This window comes from Halobacillus sp. AWH4_228 (assembly GCF_056158365.1).
This window is the reverse complement of record NZ_JBSWTE010000001.1, coordinates 68,607-91,010: the sequence shown is the minus strand read 5'-3', so window position 1 is coordinate 91,010 and position 22,404 is coordinate 68,607. Positions and strand designations below refer to the sequence as shown.

Genomic DNA, 22,404 nt, shown 5'->3' with positions numbered 1-22,404 from the left:
TCAAACTTTATATCGATGTGGTGGTGAAGGCGAAGAGGTCACACCTGTTCCCATGCCGAACACAGCAGTTAAGCTCTTCAGCGCCGATGGTAGTCGGGTTTACCCCCGTGAGAGTAGGACGCTGCCACATTGATTCTCTTTCCTTATTGTTTTGAAGACTTTTATGATTCCAACGTAGCTCAGTGGTAGAGCAATCGGCTGTTAACCGATCGGTCGTAGGTTCGAATCCTACCGTTGGAGCCACTTGCTTCCATAGCTCAGTGGTAGAGCACTTCCATGGTAAGGAAGGGGTCGCCGGTTCAAATCCGGCTGGAAGCTCTGAAGGTTTTGTACGACTGGCCCGTTGGTCAAGTGGTTAAGACACCGCCCTTTCACGGCGGTAACACGGGTTCGAATCCCGTACGGGTCACCAATATGGAGGATTAGCTCAGCTGGGAGAGCACTTGCCTTACAAGCAAGGGGTCGCAGGTTCGATCCCTGCATCCTCCACCATATTTTAGCCGGCCTAGCTCAACTGGCAGAGCAACTGATTTGTAATCAGTAGGTTGGGGGTTCAAGTCCTCTGGCCGGCACCACTTTTCAAGTGGAGGGATAGCGAAGTTGGCCAAACGCGGCGGACTGTAAATCCGCTCCCATCGGGTTCGTAGGTTCGAGTCCTACTCCCTCCACCATTTTTATTTTATTGTTTCATAAGAAGCTGACTTAATCATCAGCTATTTTTTATGAAAAAATTCCACATGATTGTATAATATTCTTAAGTTGGTTATACTAATTTTGTACTTGTTGGGCCATAGCCAAGCGGTAAGGCAACGGTTTTTGGTACCGTCATGCGCTGGTTCGAATCCAGCTGGCCCAGCCATATTTCCTTTAAGAATAAGACTACCATGTGTTGAGCATATTCCATATATTGAGCGCATTGCTCATAAAAAACGAGTATCATTCTTCATAGGAGCCATTAGCTCAGCTGGTAGAGCATCTGACTTTTAATCAGAGGGTCGAAGGTTCGAATCCTTCATGGCTCATCTCTTTTTCGCGGGAGTAGTTCAGTGGTAGAACACCACCTTGCCAAGGTGGGGGTCGCGGGTTCGAATCCCGTCTCCCGCTCCATATGGGGCCTTAGCTCAGCTGGGAGAGCGCCTGCTTTGCACGCAGGAGGTCAGCGGTTCGATCCCGCTAGGCTCCACCATTACATAGAACCAAATAGATCCTGGTGATCTTTTATACGATAGAAAGCCTGACATAGAACTTGTCAGGCTTTTTTTATATCTGGTGATCGTTGTTTTGGCAGGCAGCTTGTAAACATGCATGATTACCACTATAAGGCAGGAAATAACGTATATATATACACAATGATGTCCAGTTGAGTCATCTTTAATAAAACGGATACAATGAAAATAGTGTAAAAAGGAGGAACTTTAATGAATAAACAGCTTTCAGTAATCGGAGTACCCATGGATCTTGGTCAAATGCGCAGAGGAGTCGATATGGGTCCAAGTGCTATCCGGTATGCAGGGATGGTTGAACGTCTAGAGCAGTTGAGTTATACCATTGAAGATCTAGGAGACATTGAGATTCCTCGTCCGAAGCATCAGACGGATGTAAAGCATGATAACCTCAGGAACCTTCACGAAATAGCTGAAGGAACGAGCAGACTGGCTGAAGCGGTCGATCAGGTCATCGAAAACAACCGTTTCCCTCTTGTATTAGGAGGAGATCACAGTATTGCTATGGGGACTCTTGCAGGAGTCGCAAAACACTACAATAATCTCGGAGTGATCTGGTATGACGCTCACGGGGATTTAAATACAGCGGACAGTTCACCGTCCGGAAATATTCATGGCATGCCGCTGGCAGCAAGTCTGGGGATCGGGCATGAAAAGCTTACGGGTATCCATGGCTATTCTCCTAAGATTAAGCCTGAGAACATTGTCATCATCGGTGCCCGCTCTCTGGATGAAGGAGAGAAAGTACTGATTAAGGAGCAGGGAATCAAAGTCTATACGATGCATGAAGTGGATCGTATGGGAATGACTAAAGTCATTGAAGAAGCCGTGGACTATTTGAAGGACAGGACAGACGGCGTGCACCTCAGCCTTGATCTGGACGGTCTGGACCCGAATGATGCGCCGGGTGTCGGGACACCTGTTATGGGCGGCCTGAGCTATCGGGAAAGTCATCTGGCTATGGAGATGCTTCATCAATCGGAAATGATTACCTCCGCAGAATTTGTGGAAGTCAATCCTATCCTCGATGAAAAAAATAAAACCGCCGGCGTAGCGGTCGGTTTGATGGGTTCTTTATTTGGAGAAACTCTGAAATAAGTTCGATCATTAACAGTAACCTGCTTTACTTAAGGCGGGTTGCTGTTTTTTATATTGTACTTCGTCATATTCATTAAGAAGCTGATCCAGCTTAACGCTCACTTTGACAACTTCGGGGGATGTTAAGTGATGGAGGCGGGCTAAACGGCTCATTTCCAAACGACAAGCTTCGATTTCTTCCGTCAACGAAGTCACTCGCGTCATGTTTTGTAGTCCTCCTAAGAAATTTTTTACATTTACAGCTTTATATCCGATACTAAAAAAAGTTAAACTTATATTTAGGAAAAAGATATATATTTTTTTATATGTTTTTTTGAAACTTTGAGGCGAGGTCATCCGTAAAGGATATCGACCGCACATATAGCGGAGGTATAACAAATGGAAACCATGATAAAACAGAAAATAAAACAAGTGAAAAAGGGAGATCAGGCAGCATTTGAAGACATTGTTTCTTTTTATCAGAACAAGGTCTATCATATATGTCTGCGGATGATCGGGAACTCATACGAAGCTGAAGATCTTGCACAGGAAGCATTTATCCGGGCCTATACAAACCTCCACACGTTTGATGAGCGGCGCAAATTCTCAACATGGCTCTATAGAATAGCCACCAACTTATCGATCGACCGCATTCGGAAGAAGAAGCCGGACTATCACCTCGATGCTGAAGTGAAGGGCACGGATGGACTGGATATGTACTCTCAGCTGGCTGCAGACCAGGCACTGCCTGAGGAAGAGGTCGAAAGCCTTGAGCTGCAGACGTACATCCATAAGGAAATCCTTGCCCTGCCTCCGAAATATCGGAGCGTGATTGTTCTGCGGTATTTGGATGAGTTAGCTCTCCAGGAAATCGCCGAAGTTCTTGATATTCCCGTAGGGACGGTGAAGACAAGGGTGCACAGAGGAAGGGAAGCACTAAGAAAACGGCTTCGCCATGTATGAAGGAGTTGAGAGGGAATGAATTGCAGTAAAGAAGCCATTACACTCATGCATAAGTATTTAGACGGCGAATTAAACACAGAGGAAGAACGACGACTGAGAGATCACCTGCAGAGCTGTCCGTCCTGCCAGAGCCATTTTCATGAATTGAAGCGGACGACTACGCTGATTACCAATACATCTCCAGTTTCTGCACCGCCTCGGTTCACGGCAAATGTGATGAACAGTCTTCCAAAGCAGAAAAAACGGAGAAATTATATACGCCGGCTGCAGCAGCATCCGATTCTGACCGCCGCTGCTGTATTCTTTATTCTCATGTTCAGTGGCATTTTCACAGCATGGAATCAGGATCAGCAGGTAACGGTATCCAAACAGGAAAACCTTGAAATCAGAGAGCACACGGTGATTGTACCGGATGGTGTCACGGTTAAGGGGGACCTTGTCGTTCGAAACGGAGACCTGCGGATTGACGGGGCTGTCGATGGAAATGTGACCATCATTAACGGAGACATCCTGGAAGGAACATCCGGGGACCAGGGATCAGGGGAACTGAACCGTTCAGATCTCAGAGCCTACTCAGGGGAATTGACCGAAGTGAACCAGATTTATGAATGGGTTTGGTATCATACGAAACAAACCGTGTCAGATATTTTCTCCTTCGGGTCCGAACAAGAAGACTAAAGGCAGGATGACATAGGTCATTCTGTCTTTTTTTTGGGTATGATAAGATCAGGACAGGTTCTGATATATTCAAAAAAACTTATGTGATATAATGGTAAATGTGAATTTTTCAGATTTATTTTATTTAAAAGGAAGTGTAGGCATGCTTGATGGGGGACTGGATGTTTTAGATTACCTGCTGATAACTGTGGATATCGCCCTTGTCTGGTTTGTTGTATATAAATTAATCATGCTGATCCAAGGGACGAAGGCGGTCCAGCTTCTAAAAGGAATCTTCATTATCCTGGGGATATGGCTGCTGAGTAATTTATTTGGACTAACCACACTGCGATGGCTCATGTCACAGGCCATCACCTGGGGTTTCCTTGCTATTATCATCCTATTCCAGCCGGAGCTGAGAAGGGCTCTGGAACAGCTCGGGCGGGGAAGCTTTTTCAGCAGGAATTCGTCAGAGGAAGAAGATACGGAAAAAACACTGCAGGCGATCATTAAATCCTGCAACTATATGGCCAAGCGCAGAATCGGAGCCTTGATTACGATCGAGCGCGATACGGGCATGGGAGACTATGTGGAGACAGGGATCCGGGTTAATGGACATTTATCCAGTGAGCTGCTCACCAACATATTCATACCGAATACACCGCTTCATGATGGAGCCGTCATACTTAAAAATGATGAAATCGTAGCTGCTGCCTGTTATCTTCCGTTGTCGGAGAGTCCTTTTATCTCGAAGGAACTTGGAACACGGCACCGGGCGGCGATGGGAATCAGTGAAGTGACAGATGCGCTGACAATTGTTGTATCTGAGGAGACCGGGGCGATTTCCTGTACGAAAAATGGTGAGCTGCACCGCGAGCTCGATCAGGTGAAGCTCGAGGAAATGCTGCGTACAGAGCTTGATTACTCTGCTCCTGCCGTTAAAAGCTGGAACTGGAGGGGGAAAAAGAATGGATAATTGGTTTAAAAGTGTATGGTTTATCCGGATTATCTCCCTTCTTTTAGCCGGTCTGCTCTGGGTGACGGTCAATGTCGATAACAACATGGATTCTGACTCGCTGTTTTTTAATGAGACATCGTCGGAATCTGAAACGATGGAAAACATTCCACTTGAAATCCGCTTTGACAGTGAAGAATATGTGGTCAGCGGGATCCCTCAGGATGTGACCGTGACGGTCGAGGGTCCAGCGGGAGCTGTAGCCCCTGTTTCACGTCAGAAGAACTTCAACGTATTTGTCGACTTGAATGACCTTGGACCTGGAACCCATGAGGTATCCCTCCAGCATTCAGGAATCAGCAGCCAGCTGGCTGTTTCCCTTGAACCGAAAATTATTGAAGTGGAAATTGAAGAAAAAACGACCGAAAATTATGATGTAAGCATCGATTATGCAAATGAGAACAATCTGGACACCAGCCTGGAGCTTGGAACACCGGAAGTCTCTCCGGCTCAGGTGGAGATTACAGGCGCAGCATCGGTCGTTGAACGGGTAGCTTCTGTAAGAGCCATCGTTGATGTGGGCGCAGCTGAAGATACCGTTGAGCAGGGAGAAGCCCCTGTAAAGGTTTACGACAATCAGGGCAATGAACTGAACGTTCTTGTAGAGCCTGCGGCTGTTGATGTAAGCGTCCCTGTATCCAAACGAACGAAAGAGGTCCCTGTGACGCCGGAAGCAAGCGGCGGTACTCAGGAAGGGGTTCTGATTGAAGAAGTAACAACGGAAGTCGAAAATGTAACGTACCAGGGCCCTGAAGAGGTCCTGGCCGGTATTGAAGAACCTGTTGAAATTCCAGTGGATGTTACAGAAGTGACCGAAGATCAGGTGGTTGACGTTGATGTACCCCTGCCGGACGGCACGACAGCCGTATCACCGGAAACGATTGAAGTCACCATTGACGTCCTTGATGATCAGCAGGGAGAGTAAACCAGAATAATTATACTTAATTGATATGCATAGGACAGAAAGAGAGGTTCGTTGAAAATGGGTAAATATTTCGGAACAGACGGCGTTCGTGGGATCGCCAACAAAGAATTAACACCAGAACTGGCTTTTAAACTAGGACGTTACGGCGGTTATGTTGTAACCAAAGGGGTGGAACGTCCGAAAGTTTTAATCGGCCGTGATACTCGTATTTCCGGCGAAATGCTGGAAGGGGCACTTGCTGCTGGTCTTCTCTCTATTGGAGCGGAAGTGATGCGTCTCGGCGTCATCTCCACACCAGGGGTGGCCTTTTTGACCAAAGCGCTTCAGGCAGAGGCTGGAATTATGATTTCTGCTTCCCACAATCCAGTGGAAGACAACGGCATCAAATTCTTCGGTCCGGACGGCTTTAAGCTGACGGATGACCAGGAAGCGGAAATCGAAGCACTGATTGATGCAGAACAAGACGATCTTCCACGCCCATCCGGTGCGGATCTTGGTCAAATCAATGACTATTTTGAAGGCTGCCAGAAATACCTGCAGCACTTGAAGCAGACCGTGGATTATGATTTTGACGGCCTTCATATTGCGCTTGATTGTGCACACGGGGCGACGTCTTCACTCGCTTCTCATCTGTTTGCCGATCTGGAAGCGGATATTTCCTCCATCGGTTCGTCTCCGGACGGCCTGAATATTAATGCTGGGTTCGGGTCGACGCACCCGGAAGCTCTTCAGGCCCTTGTTAAAGAGAAAAAAGCGGATATCGGACTTGCTTTTGACGGCGATGGGGATCGTTTGATTGCTGTCGATGAGAAAGGAAATATTGTAGACGGCGACCGTATCATGTTCATCTGTGCCAAATATATGAATGAGAAAGGTCTCCTTAACCATTCTACAGTCGTATCCACTGTCATGAGTAACCTTGGATTTTATAAAGCTGTGGAAGCCAACGGCATTAAGAGTGATAAAACAGCTGTCGGCGACCGCTATGTGATGGAAGAAATGCGCCGTGGCGGCTACAACCTCGGTGGAGAGCAATCCGGACACATCATCTTCCTTGAACATAACACGACAGGGGACGGGATGCTTTCCGCTCTGCAGCTTGTAAACGTCGTTAAAGAGACAGGAAAGCCTCTCTCAGAGCTTGCTGCGGAGATGGAGAAGTTCCCACAGGTTTTGATAAATGTAAAAGTCATTGATAAAAACCGTGTACAGACTCACCCGCGCATTCAGGAAGCCATCCAGGCAGTGGAAGAGGAAATGGGAGACAGCGGCCGTGTCCTTGTCCGCCCTTCCGGAACAGAACCACTTGTGCGGATCATGGTGGAAGCTCCGACAGAAGAGCAATGTGAAACTTACTGTAACAAAGTCGTTGCAGTCGTTGAAGAAGAATTAGGTATGGAATAAAGCATGGACGCGCAGCTCTTCACAGGATAGGAGAGCTGCGCATATTCTATTACAAGGTCCTTACAATTCATGATCGCCTCTAATTTTTATTGACCTTTTTCACAAGGCTCAGGTAAAATATGACTTGTACTTGAAAAATCTGTCGAAATCCTTTTAATAGGGAAAAGCTAAGGGTAACAGATGAGAGAGGCTTTATTTTGAAACAGATAGGGAGGATAGAGGTCATCAATCATTAAAAGCGCCAGGACTGTGCAGATGGAACGTTTCTATGCGCAGTTGACGAGGTGGAGGTTCATCGAGCATTCGGCGGATGCCTCCCGGCTGTGACACTTCAGCCGTTGGTTCAGCTGTAAAACGGAAAGGCGACTTTTCGAACAATACGGCTGGATAAAGTGCACAAGATATAGATCGTTGAGGGAGAGGGGCAGCGAATAGCCCCGTGCTGACATTCGTTGCCCTTCTCGTAAATTAAGGAGGACAACAATTATGTGTGGAATTGTAGGATATATTGGACAACAGGATACAAAGGAAATTTTGTTAAACGGACTGGAAAAGCTTGAATACCGCGGATATGACTCTGCCGGAATTGCTACCTTGAATGATAACGGCGTTGAAGTAACGAAAGTCAAAGGCCGTATTGCAGCGCTGCGCAGTGCAGTCGATGAAAACGTAGCATCCACTCACGGCATCGGCCATACACGCTGGGCCACTCACGGAGCTCCAAGTGAAGAGAACGCCCACCCGCACCAGAGTACTTCCGGCCGTTTTACACTCGTTCATAACGGCGTTATCGAGAACTATGTAGATGTGCGTGATGAATACCTGGCAGGCGTCGAACTGAAGAGTGAAACAGATACAGAGATCATCGTCCAGCTGATCGAAGTCCTGCACAATGAAATGAACGATGTAGCGGCTGCCTTCCATAAAGCTGTGAAGCTTCTGACAGGTTCCTATGCGATTGCTCTCATCGATCGTGAGAACAAAGACACGATTTATGTAGCAAAAAACAAGAGCCCGCTTCTTGTAGGTCTTGGTGATGATTTCAACGTTGTAGCGAGTGACTCTATGGCGGCGCTTCACGTAACGGATCAGTTCCTTGAGCTGATGGATAAAGAAACAGTGATCGTCCGCCGTGACGGTGTTGAAATCCTTTCTCCTGAAGGTGACGTGGTCACTCGTGAGCCGTTCACAGCTGAAATCGACGCGACAGATATCGAAAAAGGCACCTACCCTCACTTCATGCTGAAGGAGATTGATGAGCAGCCTTTCGTTATCCGTAAAATCATCCAGGAGTACCAGGATGAAAACGACGACATTAAATTGGATGCTGACATCCGCAATGCGATGAAGGAATGCGACCGTATTTACATCATTGCTGCGGGAACAAGCTATCATGCCGGTCTTCTCGGCAAACAGTTCATCGAAAAACTGGCGAATATTCCAGTTGAAGTCCACGTGGCAAGTGAATTTTCCTATAACATGCCGCTCTTGTCCGAGAAGCCGTTGTTTGTATACATCTCCCAAAGTGGGGAAACGGCAGACAGCCGTTCCGTTCTTGTTCAGACGAAAGAACTTGGCCACCCGGCCCTGACGATTACCAATGTTCCAGGATCCACCCTCTCCCGTGAGGCGGATTATACACTGCATCTGCATGCGGGTCCTGAAATTGCGGTAGCGTCCACAAAAGCTTATACAGCCCAGATGGCTGTCCTTGCGATTCTGGCTGTGGATACAGCCCGCGCTAAAGGAATTGAGCTTGATTTTGATCCGATGCAGGAGCTTGGAATTGTAGCGAATGCTATGGAAGCCTTGACGGATCAAAAAGAAGAGCTGGAAGAGCTGGCCCGTGAATACCTGCCGGTGACACGGAACTGCTTCTTCATCGGTCGTGGAATCGACTTTTATGTCGGTCTTGAAGGTTCATTGAAGCTGAAGGAGATCTCCTATATCCAGGCGGAAGGATTCGCTGGTGGAGAGCTTAAGCACGGAACCATCGCTCTGATTGAAGAAGGCACGCCGGTTGTAGCGCTTGCGACACAGGAAAACGTCAACTACTCCATCCGCGGAAACGTACAGGAAGTGGAAGCACGTGGAGCTAACAGCATGATCATCAGCATGAAAGGTCTGGATAAGGAAGGCGATGCCTTTGTCATTCCTCACGTTCATGAGATCCTGACACCGCTTGTATCTGTTGTACCGCTTCAGTTGATTTCCTATTACGCAGCACTGCACCGTGACTGTGACGTAGACAAACCACGGAACCTTGCGAAAAGTGTAACCGTCGAATAAGACCAAAAAAGCTTCAGAGGAATCGGTCCTCTGAAGCTTTTTTTATTCTCCGAACATATAGGTTTTATGATGGTACGATATCGAGAAAGCGATGCCGAGGGCCATCAGGTTTCCTAAGAGGGCACTCCCCCCATAACTGATGAATGGCAGCGGAATCCCTGTAATAGGAAGGAGCTGCACAGACATGCCGATGTTTTGGAAGACGTGGAAGGCGATCATACTGATAATCCCTACCATGACATAGGAGCTGTAATGACTGTTCGCTTTAAAAGCGATTGTCGTGAAGCGGTAGATCAGGAAGAAAAACAGGATAATGACGACACACGAGCCGAGAAATCCATATTCCTCCGCAATGATACTGAAAATAAAGTCCGTTTGAGCTTCAGGCAGATACACTTCCCTTTCCCCGAAGCCTTTACCATACAGCTGCCCCGATCCTATCGCCCGCATGGCTTTGACGAGCTGATAGCCTGAGGAATCTTCATATTTGGTCGGCTGGAACCAGGAATAGATCCGTCCCAGCTGGTATTCCTTTACCCCGAGGTATTTATCCAGAATTTGTGGAGCTTGGATCGCCAGCCAGATCAGGCTTGTCCCCAGTGCTGAAATGACAGCGAATATCGGCAGGATAATTTTCCATTGGATTCCGGAAACCAGGACAAAACCTGCAAGTATGGCTAGAAAGACAAGGCCTGTCCCTAAGTCAGGCTGCTGCATGACTAAAAGGAATGGGACGCCTGCAGCGGCTCCCAGCTTAAGAAGGAGCAGAAAGTCCGACTTCAGCGTCGAGACGCTTTTGCTGTTATGATTAACGGCAATTCTTCCGAGAACGAGTATCGTAAAAATTTTAACAAGCTCTGCAGGCTGCAGAGACAAACCTGGCAGGGTGAACCAGCTTTTCTGTCCTTTAATGACAGGAGCGATGGATGATGGTGCCAGGATCAAGGCAATAAGTAAAACAAGACCGAAACCATATAAGTACCAGCTGATCTTTTTAAAATCTTCGGGATCCACGATCATCATAAACCCAATAACGACTCCGCCGACCCCGTACCAGACCAGCTGTTTGAGTACGAAATTCTCATTGTACTGCGTACTTTGCTGAGCGCTGAACAAGGCGACGGAGCTGATCGCAATAAAACAGCAGATAATAAAGAACAGCTGCCAGTCAAACCTTTCTTCGAATTTCATGATTAGTCCTACATCCTCTCGTGTTGGCGACGCATGCAGAATAAGCGTGCTGTTGACTATTATAAGCACAGAATTGGGTTTTGAAAAGTGACGGCGGCCTATATTTCATAATAATTTCCTTAGGATCAAACCATAAAAAAAAGAAAGACAGCTTCCTTTGTCTTTTTTAAAACGAACAGGTGAACAGGCGTTGGAATTTCATATAGTTATACATCGCACGGGCGTGACGTCCCTCACGGGTCCGTGGGTTCTGGAGCTGTCCTAAACGACGAATGAAAGCATCATCACAATAACAGTAATTCTTTGTATAGCGGTAGCACTCATCATGTGCTTTACAGGCAGCATCGACGGCATTGACCGGCTCTCCCGGGCCGCTGCATCCAGGACCGCAGTATTTGTAACCGGGAAACACACAAAATCCAGGGCGGCGTGCAGGTCTTCTTCGTCCAGGCATAGAATCACCTCCATATCCATGATCTGATGATAGTGTATGCTCAAAGCGCCGATTTGGGGTGGTCACTTGTTTATCCCTGTTTAAAAAAGTAGAAGGCAGCTACGGGTCCGTTTTAAAAGTGGAAGAGGAAACCTCCCTTGTTTATGGAAAGCGGGAACGTCTGATGAGAGGGGGCTTCCCTGCCCCCATCTTTCATCAGTTCCTAAGGGAGAGGCATGACTTTAAGCAAAAAGGGATATAACACTAATACGAGTCATTTTAAAGGAGGCACTTCTATGACCTACAAATCTGTCATCTTAGGAACAGGACCGGCTGGTTTGACAGCCGCCGTCTATCTTGCACGCGCAGACATAGAACCCCTGGTGATCGAGGGACCTGAACCTGGAGGTCAGTTGACCCTGACCACGGAGGTGGAGAACTTCCCCGGTTTCCCGGATGGCATCATGGGGCCTGAACTTATGGATAATATGAAAAAGCAGGCCGAGCGGTTCGGCGCTGTTTTTAAACGGGGCTGGGTAACAGATGTCCAGGTGAATCAGCGGCCATTTACCCTTCAGGTGGATGGCATCGGCGAAATACAGACGAACAGCCTGATTATCTCCACAGGGGCTTCCGCCAAACTGCTCGGTATTCCCGGCGAGAAAGAGAATATCGGAAAAGGAGTGAGCACCTGTGCAACCTGTGATGGGTTCTTTTTCCGCGGGAAAAAAGTTGTGATCATCGGCGGCGGCGATTCGGCGATGGAAGAAGCGACCTTCCTGACCAAGTTTGCGAGTGAGGTGCAGGTGATCCATCGAAGAAATGAACTGCGTGCTTCTAAAATCATGCAGTCGCGGGCACAGGAAAATGATAAGGTGACGTGGGCTCTAAATAAAACGCCGGTGGAGATGGTCTCAGACGGGATGAAAATTTCGGGCATCAAAGTGAAGGATAATGAAACTGGTGAAGAGGAAGTTATCGATACAGATGGGATTTTCGTTGCCATTGGTCACAATCCAAACACAGATTTTCTGAAAGGAAAGCTGGATATGGATGAGAAGGGTTATCTTCTTGTGGAACCAGGAACGACCAATACGAATATCCCCGGCGTCTTCGCCTGCGGGGACGTCCAGGATCAAAAGTACCGTCAAGCCATTACGGCAGCCGGCACAGGATGTATGGCTGCAATGGATTCTGAACGCTTCCTGGAAGGCGAAGCGGCTGTCGATTGGAGCCAGAACCTTTCTTAGTAAAAGGCTGCCCTGGAAGGGGCGGTCTCTTTTTTTTCAGATACACTTAATTGAATTTTTTGGAATTAGTAGGTAGAATACAGTCACTGAATGTGTAATGAAAGAAAGGGGAGGGAAGCTTGATTTGGCAGCAGACGAACGGGTTATTCCTGCAGCGTTTCGACCAGCTTGGGGAAAGATCATGGAGAGAAGACTTTTCTTGCAAGCTGATCTTTTCGCCTGCGGGTAAAGGAAAGTATCAGACGAAGTTTGGAGACATGTTCATAGAAGAAGGAGCATTTCTTCTAATGAATCCAACTGCACCACATAAACAGCCTCATGCCTTTCAGGAGAAATTTCTTGCTGAGGTGGACCCATTCTTTATTCAAACCGCTCCTGCTCTCATATATAAACGAATATCTGTGTTGTTCCATAGGGTTTTATACATAGGCCCACATCCCCGTTGATTGTAAGGTAGAGAATGGAAAAATCGTCTGAAATATTGGTGGAATAACAAGCAAGAATCATAAAGGGTGAAAAGCTTTGAACGTTTATTTAGATTCAAACATCATTTATTGATCCATTCTTTTAAGAAAACTATAGTCTTTTGACTTTAGAGTTAAGCAAGGAATCATAGATATTTTCACGCCTACATTAGTATATGATGAAGCTTGGAATAACTACAAAGAACAAATTGAAGGTATATAGACCATGTAAGCACCCCTCATATCTTTTCTTGATCCATAAGAAGATCAATGAACCAGTGAAACATTAAATATATGGACAACACCCCAATAATATTATGAGATCAATCTCTAACCAACAAGTCCAGTAACTAAACTATATACTCCAAACGACGATAATATAATTCCAGAAATGCGATTAATCAGGCTCAAATAATCATTCTCTAGTCGATTGCCTAATGTTCCTGCAAGGCTACTTAATAATAACCACCATAATGATGAACCTATAAAAATCCCTGCGACTAAAATTAAGCCAGGTGCCGTTGCATTGTTAGTTGTAATTCCTAGGCCTGAGATAATGGCGATAAATGATAAAATTGTAACTGGATTAGTAATAGTTAAAAAGAAAGTAGATATGAAAGCTGAAAACGGTTGGTTACCTTTGGCTTCAGCTGATCTATTTGAAGGTTTTGAAATAAATATTTTCACTCCTAAATAACATAAGAATATACCGCCAATAAGATGAAGCCACAATTGTTGACCAATTAAAAAGTTTGTTATAAATGTTAAACCGAGACCAGCGATTATTCCATATATTCCATCTGCTGTTGCAGCCCCTAATCCAGATACAAATCCAGTTAACTTACCATGTTCAAGAGTTCTGCGGATACATAACACCCCAATTGGTCCAACTGGAGCAGCAATACTAATTCCAATGAACAGTCCTTTTAGTAATAGTTCCCCGAACATTACTGTTCACCTGATTTATTAAATTTTGCTTTTTGTAAGGGGACCCGCAAAGTTTCTTTTGTTGTATCCATCACAATTGTTGTTTTTGTCCTCCGTACACCTGCAAGGTTTTTAATTTCATAACTTATTACTCGGTCCAAATCCTTTGTATTTTGGCAACGAATTTTCAATAAATAATCATCTTCCCCGGCAATATGATGACATTCCTGCACTTCTTCCAAATCCTTGACAAGCCTTAAAAAATCTTTCCTGAATGTTGGTTTTTCTAATGAAACTGCCACAAATGCTGTACATTCTGTTCCTACACTTTCCCCATTTACCATTGCGCCAAGTTCTTTTATTACTTCATTGTTTAACAAACGATTAACACGGTCTGCAATAGATGGAGCAGATAATCCAGTTTGGGAAGCTAATTCAGCCCAAGTAACCCTTCCATTATCAATTAGTGCTTTCAATATTTTGTAACCAAAGTTATCCAACTGATTTTTCCTCCTTTTATAAATTTTTTACTATCATGTTATTTATAAAATAAAAAGTAAAGGTTATTTCCATTAACCTCCTGAAAGGTTTTCGGCATACTAATCCTCATCACAGGTTTGATAAGGTGTTTGCGACGATAAGCGACCGGGGTAAGTTATCCGTTGAGATTGTATGACTGGCGGCAGAAAAGGGGACGATGTTAAAGAATTGTCATAGAATCCTCAGGCTTCTCTTTAGAAAAAAGGGTGTCTTTCCTTTATAATAAAGGTAATGTGAAAAACTTCACAAAAAATACGTGTAAGGAGTTTTCTATAGATTATGAAGCATCTCAGCCGCTTTGCTTTTGCTGATCGAAAAGGGATGACGCTGTTAATCCTCACGTCTCTTCTCATCGGAGCCAGTGTCATCGGTCAATCCTATTATTTCGTTGCGATTGTGGATCGGATTTTTCTTGGTCAGCAAAGCCTCCAGGATGTTCTGCCTTTGTTTGCCGGGCTGTTTCTCGTGTTGGCTGGACGTACTCTCTTCACATGGCTCAATGGAAAAACGGGCATCCGTCTTGCTTCGAGAGCTAAAGAGCATTACCGGCATCGTTTGATTGAAAAAATGTCCAGGCAGTCGATCTCCACATCGGTGACCGGGCGGTCCGGACAAAAGGTGAGTGTACTCATGGATTCCGTGGATGAACTGGACGGCTATTTCAGCAGCTATATTCCACAAATGATCCAGACCCTCATTATCCCTGTGATGATTTTGGCCGTTGTGTTTTCCGCCCATCTTTATTCCGGGCTGATCATGGTAATCACAGCTCCGTTCATTCCGATGTTCATGGCGATCATCGGTGTGATGACGAAGAAGAAATCGGAAGACCAGATGGAGAAGCTTTCGGCTTTTTCCGGACAGTTTCTGGATACCCTTCAAGGACTTGTTACGTTGAAGCTCTTCAACCGCAGTCATCGCCAGCAGGAGGAAATAGAATCGAGCAGTCTCGGATTTAAAACGGCTACGATGGAAGTGCTGAAGGTGGCCTTTGTGTCCTCCCTCATGCTTGAGTTCATCTCCATGCTCAGTATTGGCCTGATTGCTCTTGAGATTGCCATCCGCCTTGTTGTGTATGAAAGTGTCTCTTTTTTCACCGCTTTTTTCATTTTGATTCTTGCACCGGAGTTTTACTTGACACTGAAGGAGTTCGGCAGTGCGTTCCATACGGGACGTGGAGCTTCCGGGGCCTCCAAGCAGCTGGAGGAGACGTTGAACGAAGAGGACCATTCGTTGGTATGGGGAGATCAGGGGCTCACGTATGAACAGCCTCCGGCCTTGTCTCTCCGCGCTGTTCAGTTTCAGTATGAGGAAGGATTCGCTCTTGATCCGGTATCGGTGGACATTCCAGCAGGGAGTCATCTGGCGGTGGTCGGAAAGAGTGGATCAGGCAAGACAACCCTGCTCAATATTTTTTCGGGACTGCTTGCTCCTTCATCTGGTGATGTAGACGTGAACGGACGTCCGCTTTATTCGTACAAGGAAGCGGACTGGTTCAACGGTGTCAGCTACATCTCCCAGCACCCGTATCTTTTTTCGGGTACGATTGCAGAGAATATGGCGATTGGAGTTCCCGGCGCCTCCAGGGAAGAAACGGCCCGTGCAGCGGAGAAGGCCGGCCTTTCCCAGCTGCTTGAGACGTTGGAGGATGGATTGGATACATCAATCGGTGAGGGCGGAAGAGGTTTATCCGGCGGGGAGAAGCAGCGCATTGCACTGGCCCGTGCCTTTTTGAAAAAGCCTTCCGTCATTCTGTTTGATGAGCCGACAACAGGGCTGGATGTGAAAACAGAGACTGTCCTTCAGCGCTCCATTCAAGAGCTGTCGGAGACGGCGACTATGATTACGGTCGCCCACCGCCTCCATACGATTCAGGCGGCCGACCAGATTCTTGTACTCGATGAGGGACGTGCTGTGGGTACAGGCACCCATGAACAATTAAAAGCTGAGCTGCCTCTATATCGGCAGATGGTCACAATGCAGAAAGGAGGAGAGGGGGCATGAAAGATCTCAAAGAAGTCATTCGTCTCGTTACGCTTGAGAAAAAAGATATTCTCCTTTCGATTCTCTTTGGTTTTCTCGCTGGTCTCTCTGCTGTGGGCTTGTTTGCTTCCAGCGGGTACTTGATATCCAAAGCGGCACTGCTTCCTCCTTTATATGCCTTGACTGTCCTGATTGCTTTTTTAAAGCTGTTTGGGTTTGCCAGGGCGCTTGGCCGGTACGCCGAGCGGTACTTTTCCCACAGAGCGACCTTTTCGATTCTGAGCCATCTGCGAGTTACGTTTTATAAGCGGCTGGAACCGATCGCCCCGAGGCTGTTTCAAAAGTATCGGAGCGGAGACCTGCTTGCACGGATTGTCGGGGACGTGGAAAGTCTGCAGAACTTCTTTTTACGAGTGTATTATCCACCCGTCGTGCTCGTCATCATATTCTTAGGGACAATGGTGTTCACGTCCATCTTTTCGCTTTCGGTGGCCGTGGTTCTGCTGCTCGGACTCGTTGTAACGGGACTGGTGATCCCGGCCTGGTACAGTGTGAAGCAGAGGAAATCGAGCCGGTTTGTCCGCGAGTCCAGAGGACAACTTTCTACAGAGGCCACTGAATTCATCTATGGATTCAGAGACTTGAAAATTCATCAACAGCTTTCTGAAAAACAGGAGATGCTGCAGCAGGCTTCACACGTTTACCTCCAACAGCAGGAGAAGGACAGCCGTGAGATGCTTGCCAGCCATTCCTGGAACACGTTCGTGACGCTGATCGTTTCATGGGTCGTCCTGGGCCTCGGAGCGTTTCTCGTCTCTTCCGGGGACTTGAACGGGTTGTTCCTTGCGATGCTTGTGATGATTTCCCTGACTGTTTTTGAAAATGCGGCACCTATGGCTGTTCTGCCTGCGCATTTGGAGGACAGCCGGAGAGCATCTGCCCGGTTATTTTCCCTGGTGGATGAAGAAAAAACAGAGAACGGGACAAAGGAAATGGATGATTCCGATGCCCCCTCTATCCGGATGGAGAACGTCAGCTGGCGGTTTCCTGAAGAACCGCGCCAGGCGTTGACGGATGTTTCCTTTTCCATTCCTTCCGGCAGTAAAACAGCCATCGTAGGAGCAAGCGGCTCTGGGAAGTCGACGATCTTCCAGCTGCTGTTAAAGTTCCATACGGCAGATGCGGGCGTCGTGAAAGTCGGTGGAGAGGATATCCGGACCCTTGACGAAGAGAGTCTCTGGGCCCACACCAATGTGATGCTGCAGGAGAACCACTTTTTCTTCGGTACCATCGGTGACAATTTAAGTATGGCAAATGAGGGTGCGACAGAAGAGCAGCAGCAAGCGGCTCTTGCTTCTACAGGGTTGCCCTTTTCCCTCGATAAACAAGTCCTTGAAAAAGGAGAGAATTTATCAGGAGGGGAAAAACAGCGTCTGGCGGCTGCTCGTGCCTTCTTAAAAGGGAAGCGGCTGTGGCTGCTTGATGAACCGACCTCTTCGGTGGACACGTTGACGGAGAGAGGCATTTACGACCGCTTATTCCACCAGGCTCAAGATGATACCGTCATTCTGATAAGCCACCGGCTGAACGGATTGGAAAGGATGGACCAGATCATCGTTATGGAAGATGGGAAAATTCAGGAATCCGGATCCTATGAGGACTTGATGAGCCGCCGTGGTCTATTTTATGAAATGAAACAGATTGAGCAGACGATTCTTGCGTGAATGAAAAAAGGCCGCCACACGATTGTGGCGGTTGTTTTAAGTTCGTTTGAGATAAGACATAAGCGTGATTCCCTTAGTAATAGTATGGATATGGATAAGGGTAGTAATAGGGATACGGACGGAAGGCGTAAGGGAACAGAGCTAAGGTGGCGAGACCGGCAATCGGATAAATGCCTCTTCGGAACCGGCGGGCCCTTCTGCGTCTATATCCATACTGGCGTTCATCCATCACCTGTCCTTGCTCATCGACGACGACGTCTTCGCTGATCAGGATGGTGAAGCTGTCTCCGGAAACGTCTGTGAGGATCCCATCAAAGGACCGGCCATCCTCCATCTCGACCATCACGTGAAAGTGCTTCATCTTTTTACAATCGCTGTACCCCGGTTTGGAAGGGGTTTGTGGATGACGTTCTTCAGTCATTGAAACCAACTCCTCACCACCCATGATATTCACCCAGCCCATTTTTGTGACTCTTTCTCTACACAAGAAAACGTTATCATTTTATGGAAACTTCTAGTAAACTGAAGATAAATCTAAGGGAGAGGTGAGCCGATTGGAAAAGAAAGCACCCACAGCATTAGGGGAGGATCTGTATCTGATTGACGGTTATGATTTAGGCTTTGAGGGACGTACAGGTACATATGTATTCAAAGAGGAGTCTCCGGTGTTGATTGAAACCGGACCGAGCCCATCCATTCCATATGTGCTGGCTGGACTATCAGATCTGGGGATCCGCCCGGAGGATGTGACGTCGATCATTTTGACTCATATTCATCTGGACCATGCCGGCGGGGTGGGGCTGCTTTTGAAGGAATGTCCCAACGCTGAGGTGATTGTCCATAAGAAGGGGAAACGCCACCTGGCCGATCCGTCCAGACTGGTGAGGGGAGCCCGTATGGTGTACGGGGATGTTTTTGATCAGCTGTTCGACCCTGTCCTTCCTGTTCCGGACGAAAGGCTGGTTGTAAAGGAAGAGGGGGAGACTTTGAAGCTGTCAGATCACCGGACATTGACGTTCTATGACAGCCCTGGTCATGCCGGCCACCATCTCGCCGTCTACGATTCACGAAGCAGAGGGCTTTTCACCGGTGATACCGCAGGGATACGTTATCACCACGTGGAGGACCGGATGGAACCTTTCTTCCTTCCTACAACCTCTCCCAATCAATTTGATCCGGACGTGATGATTTCCTCGATCGAAAAGATGGAGAGCCTTCAACCTGAACGCTTGTATTTCGGTCATTACGGGGCGTCGGAGGATCCTGAACAAGCGTTTGATCAAGTCAAGAAATGGATTCCTGTTTTCGTAAGTGAAGCGAAGGACGCTCTGGAACAAGGAGAAGGTATAGAAGGAATACAGAAGCGGCTTCATCTGCGTGTGTCCGCCTACCTCAACCGAAATGGCGTTCCCGATGTTCACCCGGTATACCAACTGCTTCAGCTCGATTTTGAAGTGTGTGCCATGGGTCTTGCGGATTATCTCCAAAAACAAAATGTCTGACCTCTTGATCTTCGTTTGATAGATCAAGGGCGCTTCCTCTATCCGTCCTTCGGAAAACTTTTTGAAACCAAAGAAGGGCGGATACGTAAATAAGCTGTAGACATAGAAAGGAGTTCTGACTTTTATGATAGGAATGCTGATTACAGCTCTATTATCTTTTATTTTATTTTTCATCCTGACGTTCATCGTCTATTGGAAAAACCGTATGAGAAGAAAGAAGATTATGAGGACAGCCGCCGGCGTATTTATTTTCGGCTTTATCCTCATGTTCGCGATTGCCTATGCGTTCATGCCGACCATTACGATTCCGAATATGCTGATCTTGAACAGTATTACCGCCATCCTGTTCGTGCCGCTTGTTTATGGCGGAGCCAAGGTGCCTGTGCAGTATCAGACGATGCACCGCTCGTTATCGGGCGTCATTGTTCTTGTGACCGCTGTTTTAATCGTAGGCGTATTCGTCTACAGCATTTTTGCCCTGCAGGACAGCCATGATTCGATCGCCAAATCGGAGGAGGCGGAGGCCCGCCCATTGAATGAGGAAAATACACCGATTTCTGTCGCGCCTGAATCGGCCCGTAACAAAGTGCAGAAAGCGATGAGTGTCGTCCCGAACACCCAGTTTTATGATCTTGGAAAGCTTCAGGCGCAGCAGGTGGACGGGGATATCGTCTACGTCGCTCCAGTGGAATTCTCAAGCTTTTGGCGCTATGTACGGGGAAATGAGACGGAAGGATACTTCACGATCGCAGCGACGAACATTAATGCCCAGCCTGAGTTCGTCCAAAGCAAAATGAAGTATACCAACTCGAGTTATTTCAACCATAACGTCCAGCGCGTCGTTTACAGTGCCCACCCGGACCATATTCAAAGCGGGGAAGCCCAGATTGAAGTGGATGATGAAGGGAAGCCATGGTACGTACAGACGATTTACAAACCGCTGTTCTTTTCCAACCGGCCGGATATGCAGGAAGTCAAAGTCGCCGTTGTAGACCCGGTGACCGGCGATGTGGAAACCTATCCAGCTTCAGAAGCGCCGGAATTTGTTGAAGGATCGGTCAGTTCCGAACTGGCTGCCACGGAGAATGAATACTTCGGGAAGTACATCAACGGATGGTTGAACTCCATTTTTGGTAAAAAAGATGTGAAAATCCCGAACGAATCCGGAACAGAGAGCAGTGTGACCCCGATATTCGATGAGAACGGGGCCATGTACTACTTTACGGATATGGCTTCACCGAAAGAAAACATCGATTCAGCCCTTGGTTATACATTGATTGATGCCCGTACTGGTGAACTGACGTATTACAACGGTCAGCAGAACCAGGGGATCATGGACAGTAAAGGGGCAGTGCAGATCGTGAACAAGCAGTATCCAGAGAAAAACTGGACCGGAACGATGCCGGTGCTTTACAACGTGGACGGACACCCGACGTGGATTGTCAACGTTCTGGATCCGAACGGCCTCTTTAAGCAGTACGCCTACATTAAGGCCGCCGATTCTGATTTTGCTGTCTTCGGGGATACGGCCAAACAGACGCTGAACGCCTACCGTCTCCAGATTGCCCAGGACCCAAGCAATGTGGAAGGTAGTCAGGAAGTGGACCTCACGGAGAAGAGCGGCGTCATCAAACGTGTACTCGTAACCTCCACTGAATCCAGACAGTCGGTGCAGTTCCTCCTTGAAGGAGAAACGACCATATATACCGTTACGACCAGCAAGGCTCCGTTATCGATCTTCCTGAAAGAAGGAGATCAGGTGAATCTTGAAGCGCGTATCCGGGAAAATGGAACCGGTACGGTGGAAACGATGCAGATCGAAGGCATCAGCAATTAAGAAGTCAGCAGGGGTTTGGCCTCCTGCTGTTTTTTCTTTATGATAAGATAGAAAACATAGAAAAAATGAGGAGGAATTTTTATGTCTGAAAAAACGTTTGCCACCGCTATCAACTGTATGGATGGAAGAGTACAGCTGCCGGTTATTTACTGGATGCAGAAAAAATACGATACAGCCTACATCGATATGATTACAGAAGCCGGCCCGACGAAGTTCCTTTTGGAAGGGTCAGATGAGCAGCTGGCTGCTGTGAAAACAAAAATCAACATCTCCACCGATAATCATGGATCCAATGTTGTCGCTGTTGTCGGCCACCATAATTGTGCCGGAAACCCAGTCGATCGTGAAGTGAAGGAGGGGCAGATCAAACAGTCTGTCGACCTTGTGAAGTCCTGGGGCTTCGGTGTAGAAGTCATCGGTCTGTATGTGAATGATCAATGGGAAGTGGAAGTCGTTGTAGGATAGAGGATTTTCCTTCCCCGCATCGAATGTATACCGTACAACGGGGGATCGGCCCGCGGTTATACATTTGATACGGTAAGGAGTGGGGAAATGGAGCAGGTGAATGGATTTGACTTCGTTGGCAGCGCGCACGATCCGATTTTTTTGGAATTAAGGAAATTGACAGAGGGTTGTCCAACCGTCACCATCGCTTCCTACACCGTCACGCTGAATGCTTTTTCACTCTTTGAGATCGAAAGCGTCGGCATCCATGACTGTGTAAGTACCTTGGAGCAGTGCTATCGCTACTTATGTACACACACAGCGGAATGACTGGGAAAAGGCGTCTCAGGCTGTAGAAAAGTCCGTGTTATCCAGTTAGAGTTGTCCGTATGTGATGTTGAGAGGGCACGTTCCGCTTATCGGTGGATGCCTGCCGCGGGCACGGCCTCAGCTGACTTGGTCAAGAAAACTATTGGACCAAGTGGATCTTCGGCTCGCGCTGTTCCCGCAGACGTCACCACTGAACGCTCCACGTGCCGATGCCTGTGGGAAGACA

General features: G+C 47.3%; 20 protein-coding genes, 10 tRNA genes and 1 rRNA gene. 25 read left to right on the top strand and 6 right to left on the bottom strand.

Translation table 11 applies throughout. The features are described 5' to 3' along the window. Nucleotides 1–16 precede the first annotated feature (16 nt). From rrf to rocF, 12 genes are all read left to right on the top strand, one after another. Nucleotides 17–130, top strand: a 5S ribosomal RNA gene (gene rrf, locus ACXADP_RS00475). A 38-nt stretch (nt 131–168) separates the two neighbouring features. Beyond that, nucleotides 169–243, top strand: a tRNA-Asn gene (locus tag ACXADP_RS00470). Between the two features lie 3 nt (nt 244–246). Further along, nucleotides 247–318: transfer RNA gene (locus ACXADP_RS00465), tRNA-Thr, on the top strand. Nucleotides 319–337: 19 nt separating this feature from the next. After that, nucleotides 338–412: transfer RNA gene (locus tag ACXADP_RS00460), tRNA-Glu, on the top strand. 4 nt (nt 413–416) lie between these two features. After that, a tRNA-Val gene (locus ACXADP_RS00455) sits at nt 417–492 on the top strand. 7 nt (nt 493–499) lie between these two features. Further along, nucleotides 500–575: transfer RNA gene (locus tag ACXADP_RS00450), tRNA-Thr, on the top strand. 10 nt (nt 576–585) lie between these two features. Further along, nucleotides 586–671: transfer RNA gene (locus tag ACXADP_RS00445), tRNA-Tyr, on the top strand. Between the two features lie 113 nt (nt 672–784). Then, nucleotides 785–859: transfer RNA gene (locus ACXADP_RS00440), tRNA-Gln, on the top strand. A 90-nt stretch (nt 860–949) separates the two neighbouring features. After that, nucleotides 950–1,022: transfer RNA gene (locus tag ACXADP_RS00435), tRNA-Lys, on the top strand. 10 nt (nt 1,023–1,032) lie between these two features. Continuing rightward, nucleotides 1,033–1,107 (top strand) — tRNA-Gly (locus ACXADP_RS00430). A gap of 3 nt (nt 1,108–1,110) precedes the next feature. Beyond that, a tRNA-Ala gene (locus tag ACXADP_RS00425) sits at nt 1,111–1,186 on the top strand. A 232-nt stretch (nt 1,187–1,418) separates the two neighbouring features. Further along, nucleotides 1,419–2,321: an arginase gene (gene rocF / locus ACXADP_RS00420; RefSeq protein ID WP_474970259.1), complete on the top strand. Its 903-nt coding sequence runs from the start codon at nt 1,419–1,421 to the stop codon at nt 2,319–2,321. A 9-nt stretch (nt 2,322–2,330) separates the two neighbouring features. On the opposite strand, the gene ACXADP_RS00415 is transcribed toward rocF, so the two are convergent. Next, nucleotides 2,331–2,525: a Spo0E family sporulation regulatory protein-aspartic acid phosphatase gene (locus ACXADP_RS00415; RefSeq protein WP_474970260.1), complete on the bottom strand. Its 195-nt coding sequence runs from the start codon at nt 2,523–2,525 to the stop codon at nt 2,331–2,333. 174 nt (nt 2,526–2,699) lie between these two features. On the opposite strand from ACXADP_RS00415, the gene sigW reads away from it, so the two are divergent. From sigW to glmS, 6 genes are all read left to right on the top strand, one after another. Next, nucleotides 2,700–3,263: an RNA polymerase sigma factor SigW gene (sigW, locus tag ACXADP_RS00410; RefSeq protein WP_027953318.1), complete on the top strand. Its 564-nt coding sequence runs from the start codon at nt 2,700–2,702 to the stop codon at nt 3,261–3,263. Between the two features lie 15 nt (nt 3,264–3,278). Further along, entirely contained in the window at nt 3,279–3,941 is a 663-nt protein-coding gene (locus ACXADP_RS00405) for a zf-HC2 domain-containing protein (RefSeq protein ID WP_474970261.1), read from the top strand. 142 nt (nt 3,942–4,083) lie between these two features. Further along, nucleotides 4,084–4,896, top strand: a complete 813-nt coding sequence (gene cdaA / locus ACXADP_RS00400) for a diadenylate cyclase CdaA (protein ID WP_027953316.1) — start codon at nt 4,084–4,086, stop codon at nt 4,894–4,896. After that, entirely contained in the window at nt 4,889–5,860 is a 972-nt protein-coding gene (locus ACXADP_RS00395) for a CdaR family protein (protein ID WP_474970262.1), read from the top strand. Before cdaA ends, ACXADP_RS00395 begins: the two co-directional genes overlap by 8 nt. Nucleotides 5,861–5,917: 57 nt before the next feature. Next, nucleotides 5,918–7,264, top strand: a complete 1,347-nt coding sequence (gene glmM, locus ACXADP_RS00390; RefSeq protein WP_474970468.1) for a phosphoglucosamine mutase — start codon at nt 5,918–5,920, stop codon at nt 7,262–7,264. 486 nt (nt 7,265–7,750) lie between these two features. Next, nucleotides 7,751–9,553, top strand: coding sequence for a glutamine--fructose-6-phosphate transaminase (isomerizing) (gene glmS, locus ACXADP_RS00385; RefSeq protein WP_474970264.1), 1,803 nt, complete (start codon nt 7,751–7,753; stop codon nt 9,551–9,553). A 42-nt stretch (nt 9,554–9,595) separates the two neighbouring features. Here glmS and ACXADP_RS00380 read toward each other — a convergent pair whose 3' ends face one another. Then, the gene (locus ACXADP_RS00380; RefSeq protein ID WP_474970265.1) at nt 9,596–10,744 is read right to left on the bottom strand and encodes an FtsW/RodA/SpoVE family cell cycle protein; all 1,149 of its coding nucleotides are present in this window, start codon (nt 10,742–10,744) and stop codon (nt 9,596–9,598) included. Between the two features lie 166 nt (nt 10,745–10,910). Beyond that, nucleotides 10,911–11,198 carry a phospholipase gene (locus ACXADP_RS00375; RefSeq protein ID WP_474970266.1) on the bottom strand — a complete coding sequence of 96 codons (288 nt, stop codon included), beginning with the start codon at nt 11,196–11,198 and terminating at the stop codon, nt 10,911–10,913. Between the two features lie 275 nt (nt 11,199–11,473). On the opposite strand from ACXADP_RS00375, the gene trxB reads away from it, so the two are divergent. Continuing rightward, on the top strand, nt 11,474–12,427 hold the full coding sequence (trxB, locus tag ACXADP_RS00370; RefSeq protein WP_474970267.1) for a thioredoxin-disulfide reductase: 954 nt from the start codon (nt 11,474–11,476) through the stop codon (nt 12,425–12,427). 794 nt (nt 12,428–13,221) lie between these two features. Here the strand turns inward: trxB and ACXADP_RS00365 are convergent. Beyond that, nucleotides 13,222–13,839 carry a LysE family translocator gene (locus ACXADP_RS00365; protein ID WP_474970603.1) on the bottom strand — a complete coding sequence of 206 codons (618 nt, stop codon included), beginning with the start codon at nt 13,837–13,839 and terminating at the stop codon, nt 13,222–13,224. Then, entirely contained in the window at nt 13,839–14,318 is a 480-nt protein-coding gene (locus ACXADP_RS00360; RefSeq protein ID WP_474970602.1) for an Lrp/AsnC family transcriptional regulator, read from the bottom strand. Before ACXADP_RS00360 ends, ACXADP_RS00365 begins: the two co-directional genes overlap by 1 nt. Before the next feature lie 319 nt (nt 14,319–14,637). On the opposite strand from ACXADP_RS00360, the gene cydD reads away from it, so the two are divergent. Together cydD and cydC are read left to right on the top strand one after the other, a co-directional pair. Continuing rightward, a complete protein-coding gene (gene cydD / locus ACXADP_RS00355; RefSeq protein ID WP_474970601.1) occupies nt 14,638–16,362 on the top strand; it encodes a thiol reductant ABC exporter subunit CydD in 1,725 nt (574 codons plus the stop codon). Further along, nucleotides 16,359–18,065 carry a thiol reductant ABC exporter subunit CydC gene (cydC, locus tag ACXADP_RS00350; RefSeq protein ID WP_474970600.1) on the top strand — a complete coding sequence of 569 codons (1,707 nt, stop codon included), beginning with the start codon at nt 16,359–16,361 and terminating at the stop codon, nt 18,063–18,065. Before cydD ends, cydC begins: the two co-directional genes overlap by 4 nt. A 73-nt stretch (nt 18,066–18,138) precedes the next feature. On the opposite strand, the gene ACXADP_RS00345 is transcribed toward cydC, so the two are convergent. Next, entirely contained in the window at nt 18,139–18,486 is a 348-nt protein-coding gene (locus ACXADP_RS00345; protein ID WP_474970272.1) for a hypothetical protein, read from the bottom strand. 133 nt (nt 18,487–18,619) lie between these two features. Here ACXADP_RS00345 and ACXADP_RS00340 point away from each other — a divergent pair, with 133 nt between their 5' ends. From ACXADP_RS00340 to ACXADP_RS00325, 4 genes are all read left to right on the top strand, one after another. After that, nucleotides 18,620–19,567, top strand: coding sequence for an MBL fold metallo-hydrolase (locus ACXADP_RS00340; protein WP_474970599.1), 948 nt, complete (start codon nt 18,620–18,622; stop codon nt 19,565–19,567). Nucleotides 19,568–19,691: 124 nt separating this feature from the next. Then, complete coding sequence (locus ACXADP_RS00335) at nt 19,692–21,404, top strand: DNA-binding protein (protein ID WP_474970598.1); 1,713 nt, start codon at nt 19,692–19,694, stop codon at nt 21,402–21,404. Nucleotides 21,405–21,485: 81 nt separating this feature from the next. Further along, a complete protein-coding gene (locus ACXADP_RS00330) occupies nt 21,486–21,869 on the top strand; it encodes a carbonic anhydrase (protein WP_474970597.1) in 384 nt (127 codons plus the stop codon). Between the two features lie 87 nt (nt 21,870–21,956). Beyond that, nucleotides 21,957–22,178: a hypothetical protein gene (locus tag ACXADP_RS00325; protein ID WP_474970276.1), complete on the top strand. Its 222-nt coding sequence runs from the start codon at nt 21,957–21,959 to the stop codon at nt 22,176–22,178. Nucleotides 22,179–22,404: the final 226 nt, after the last annotated feature.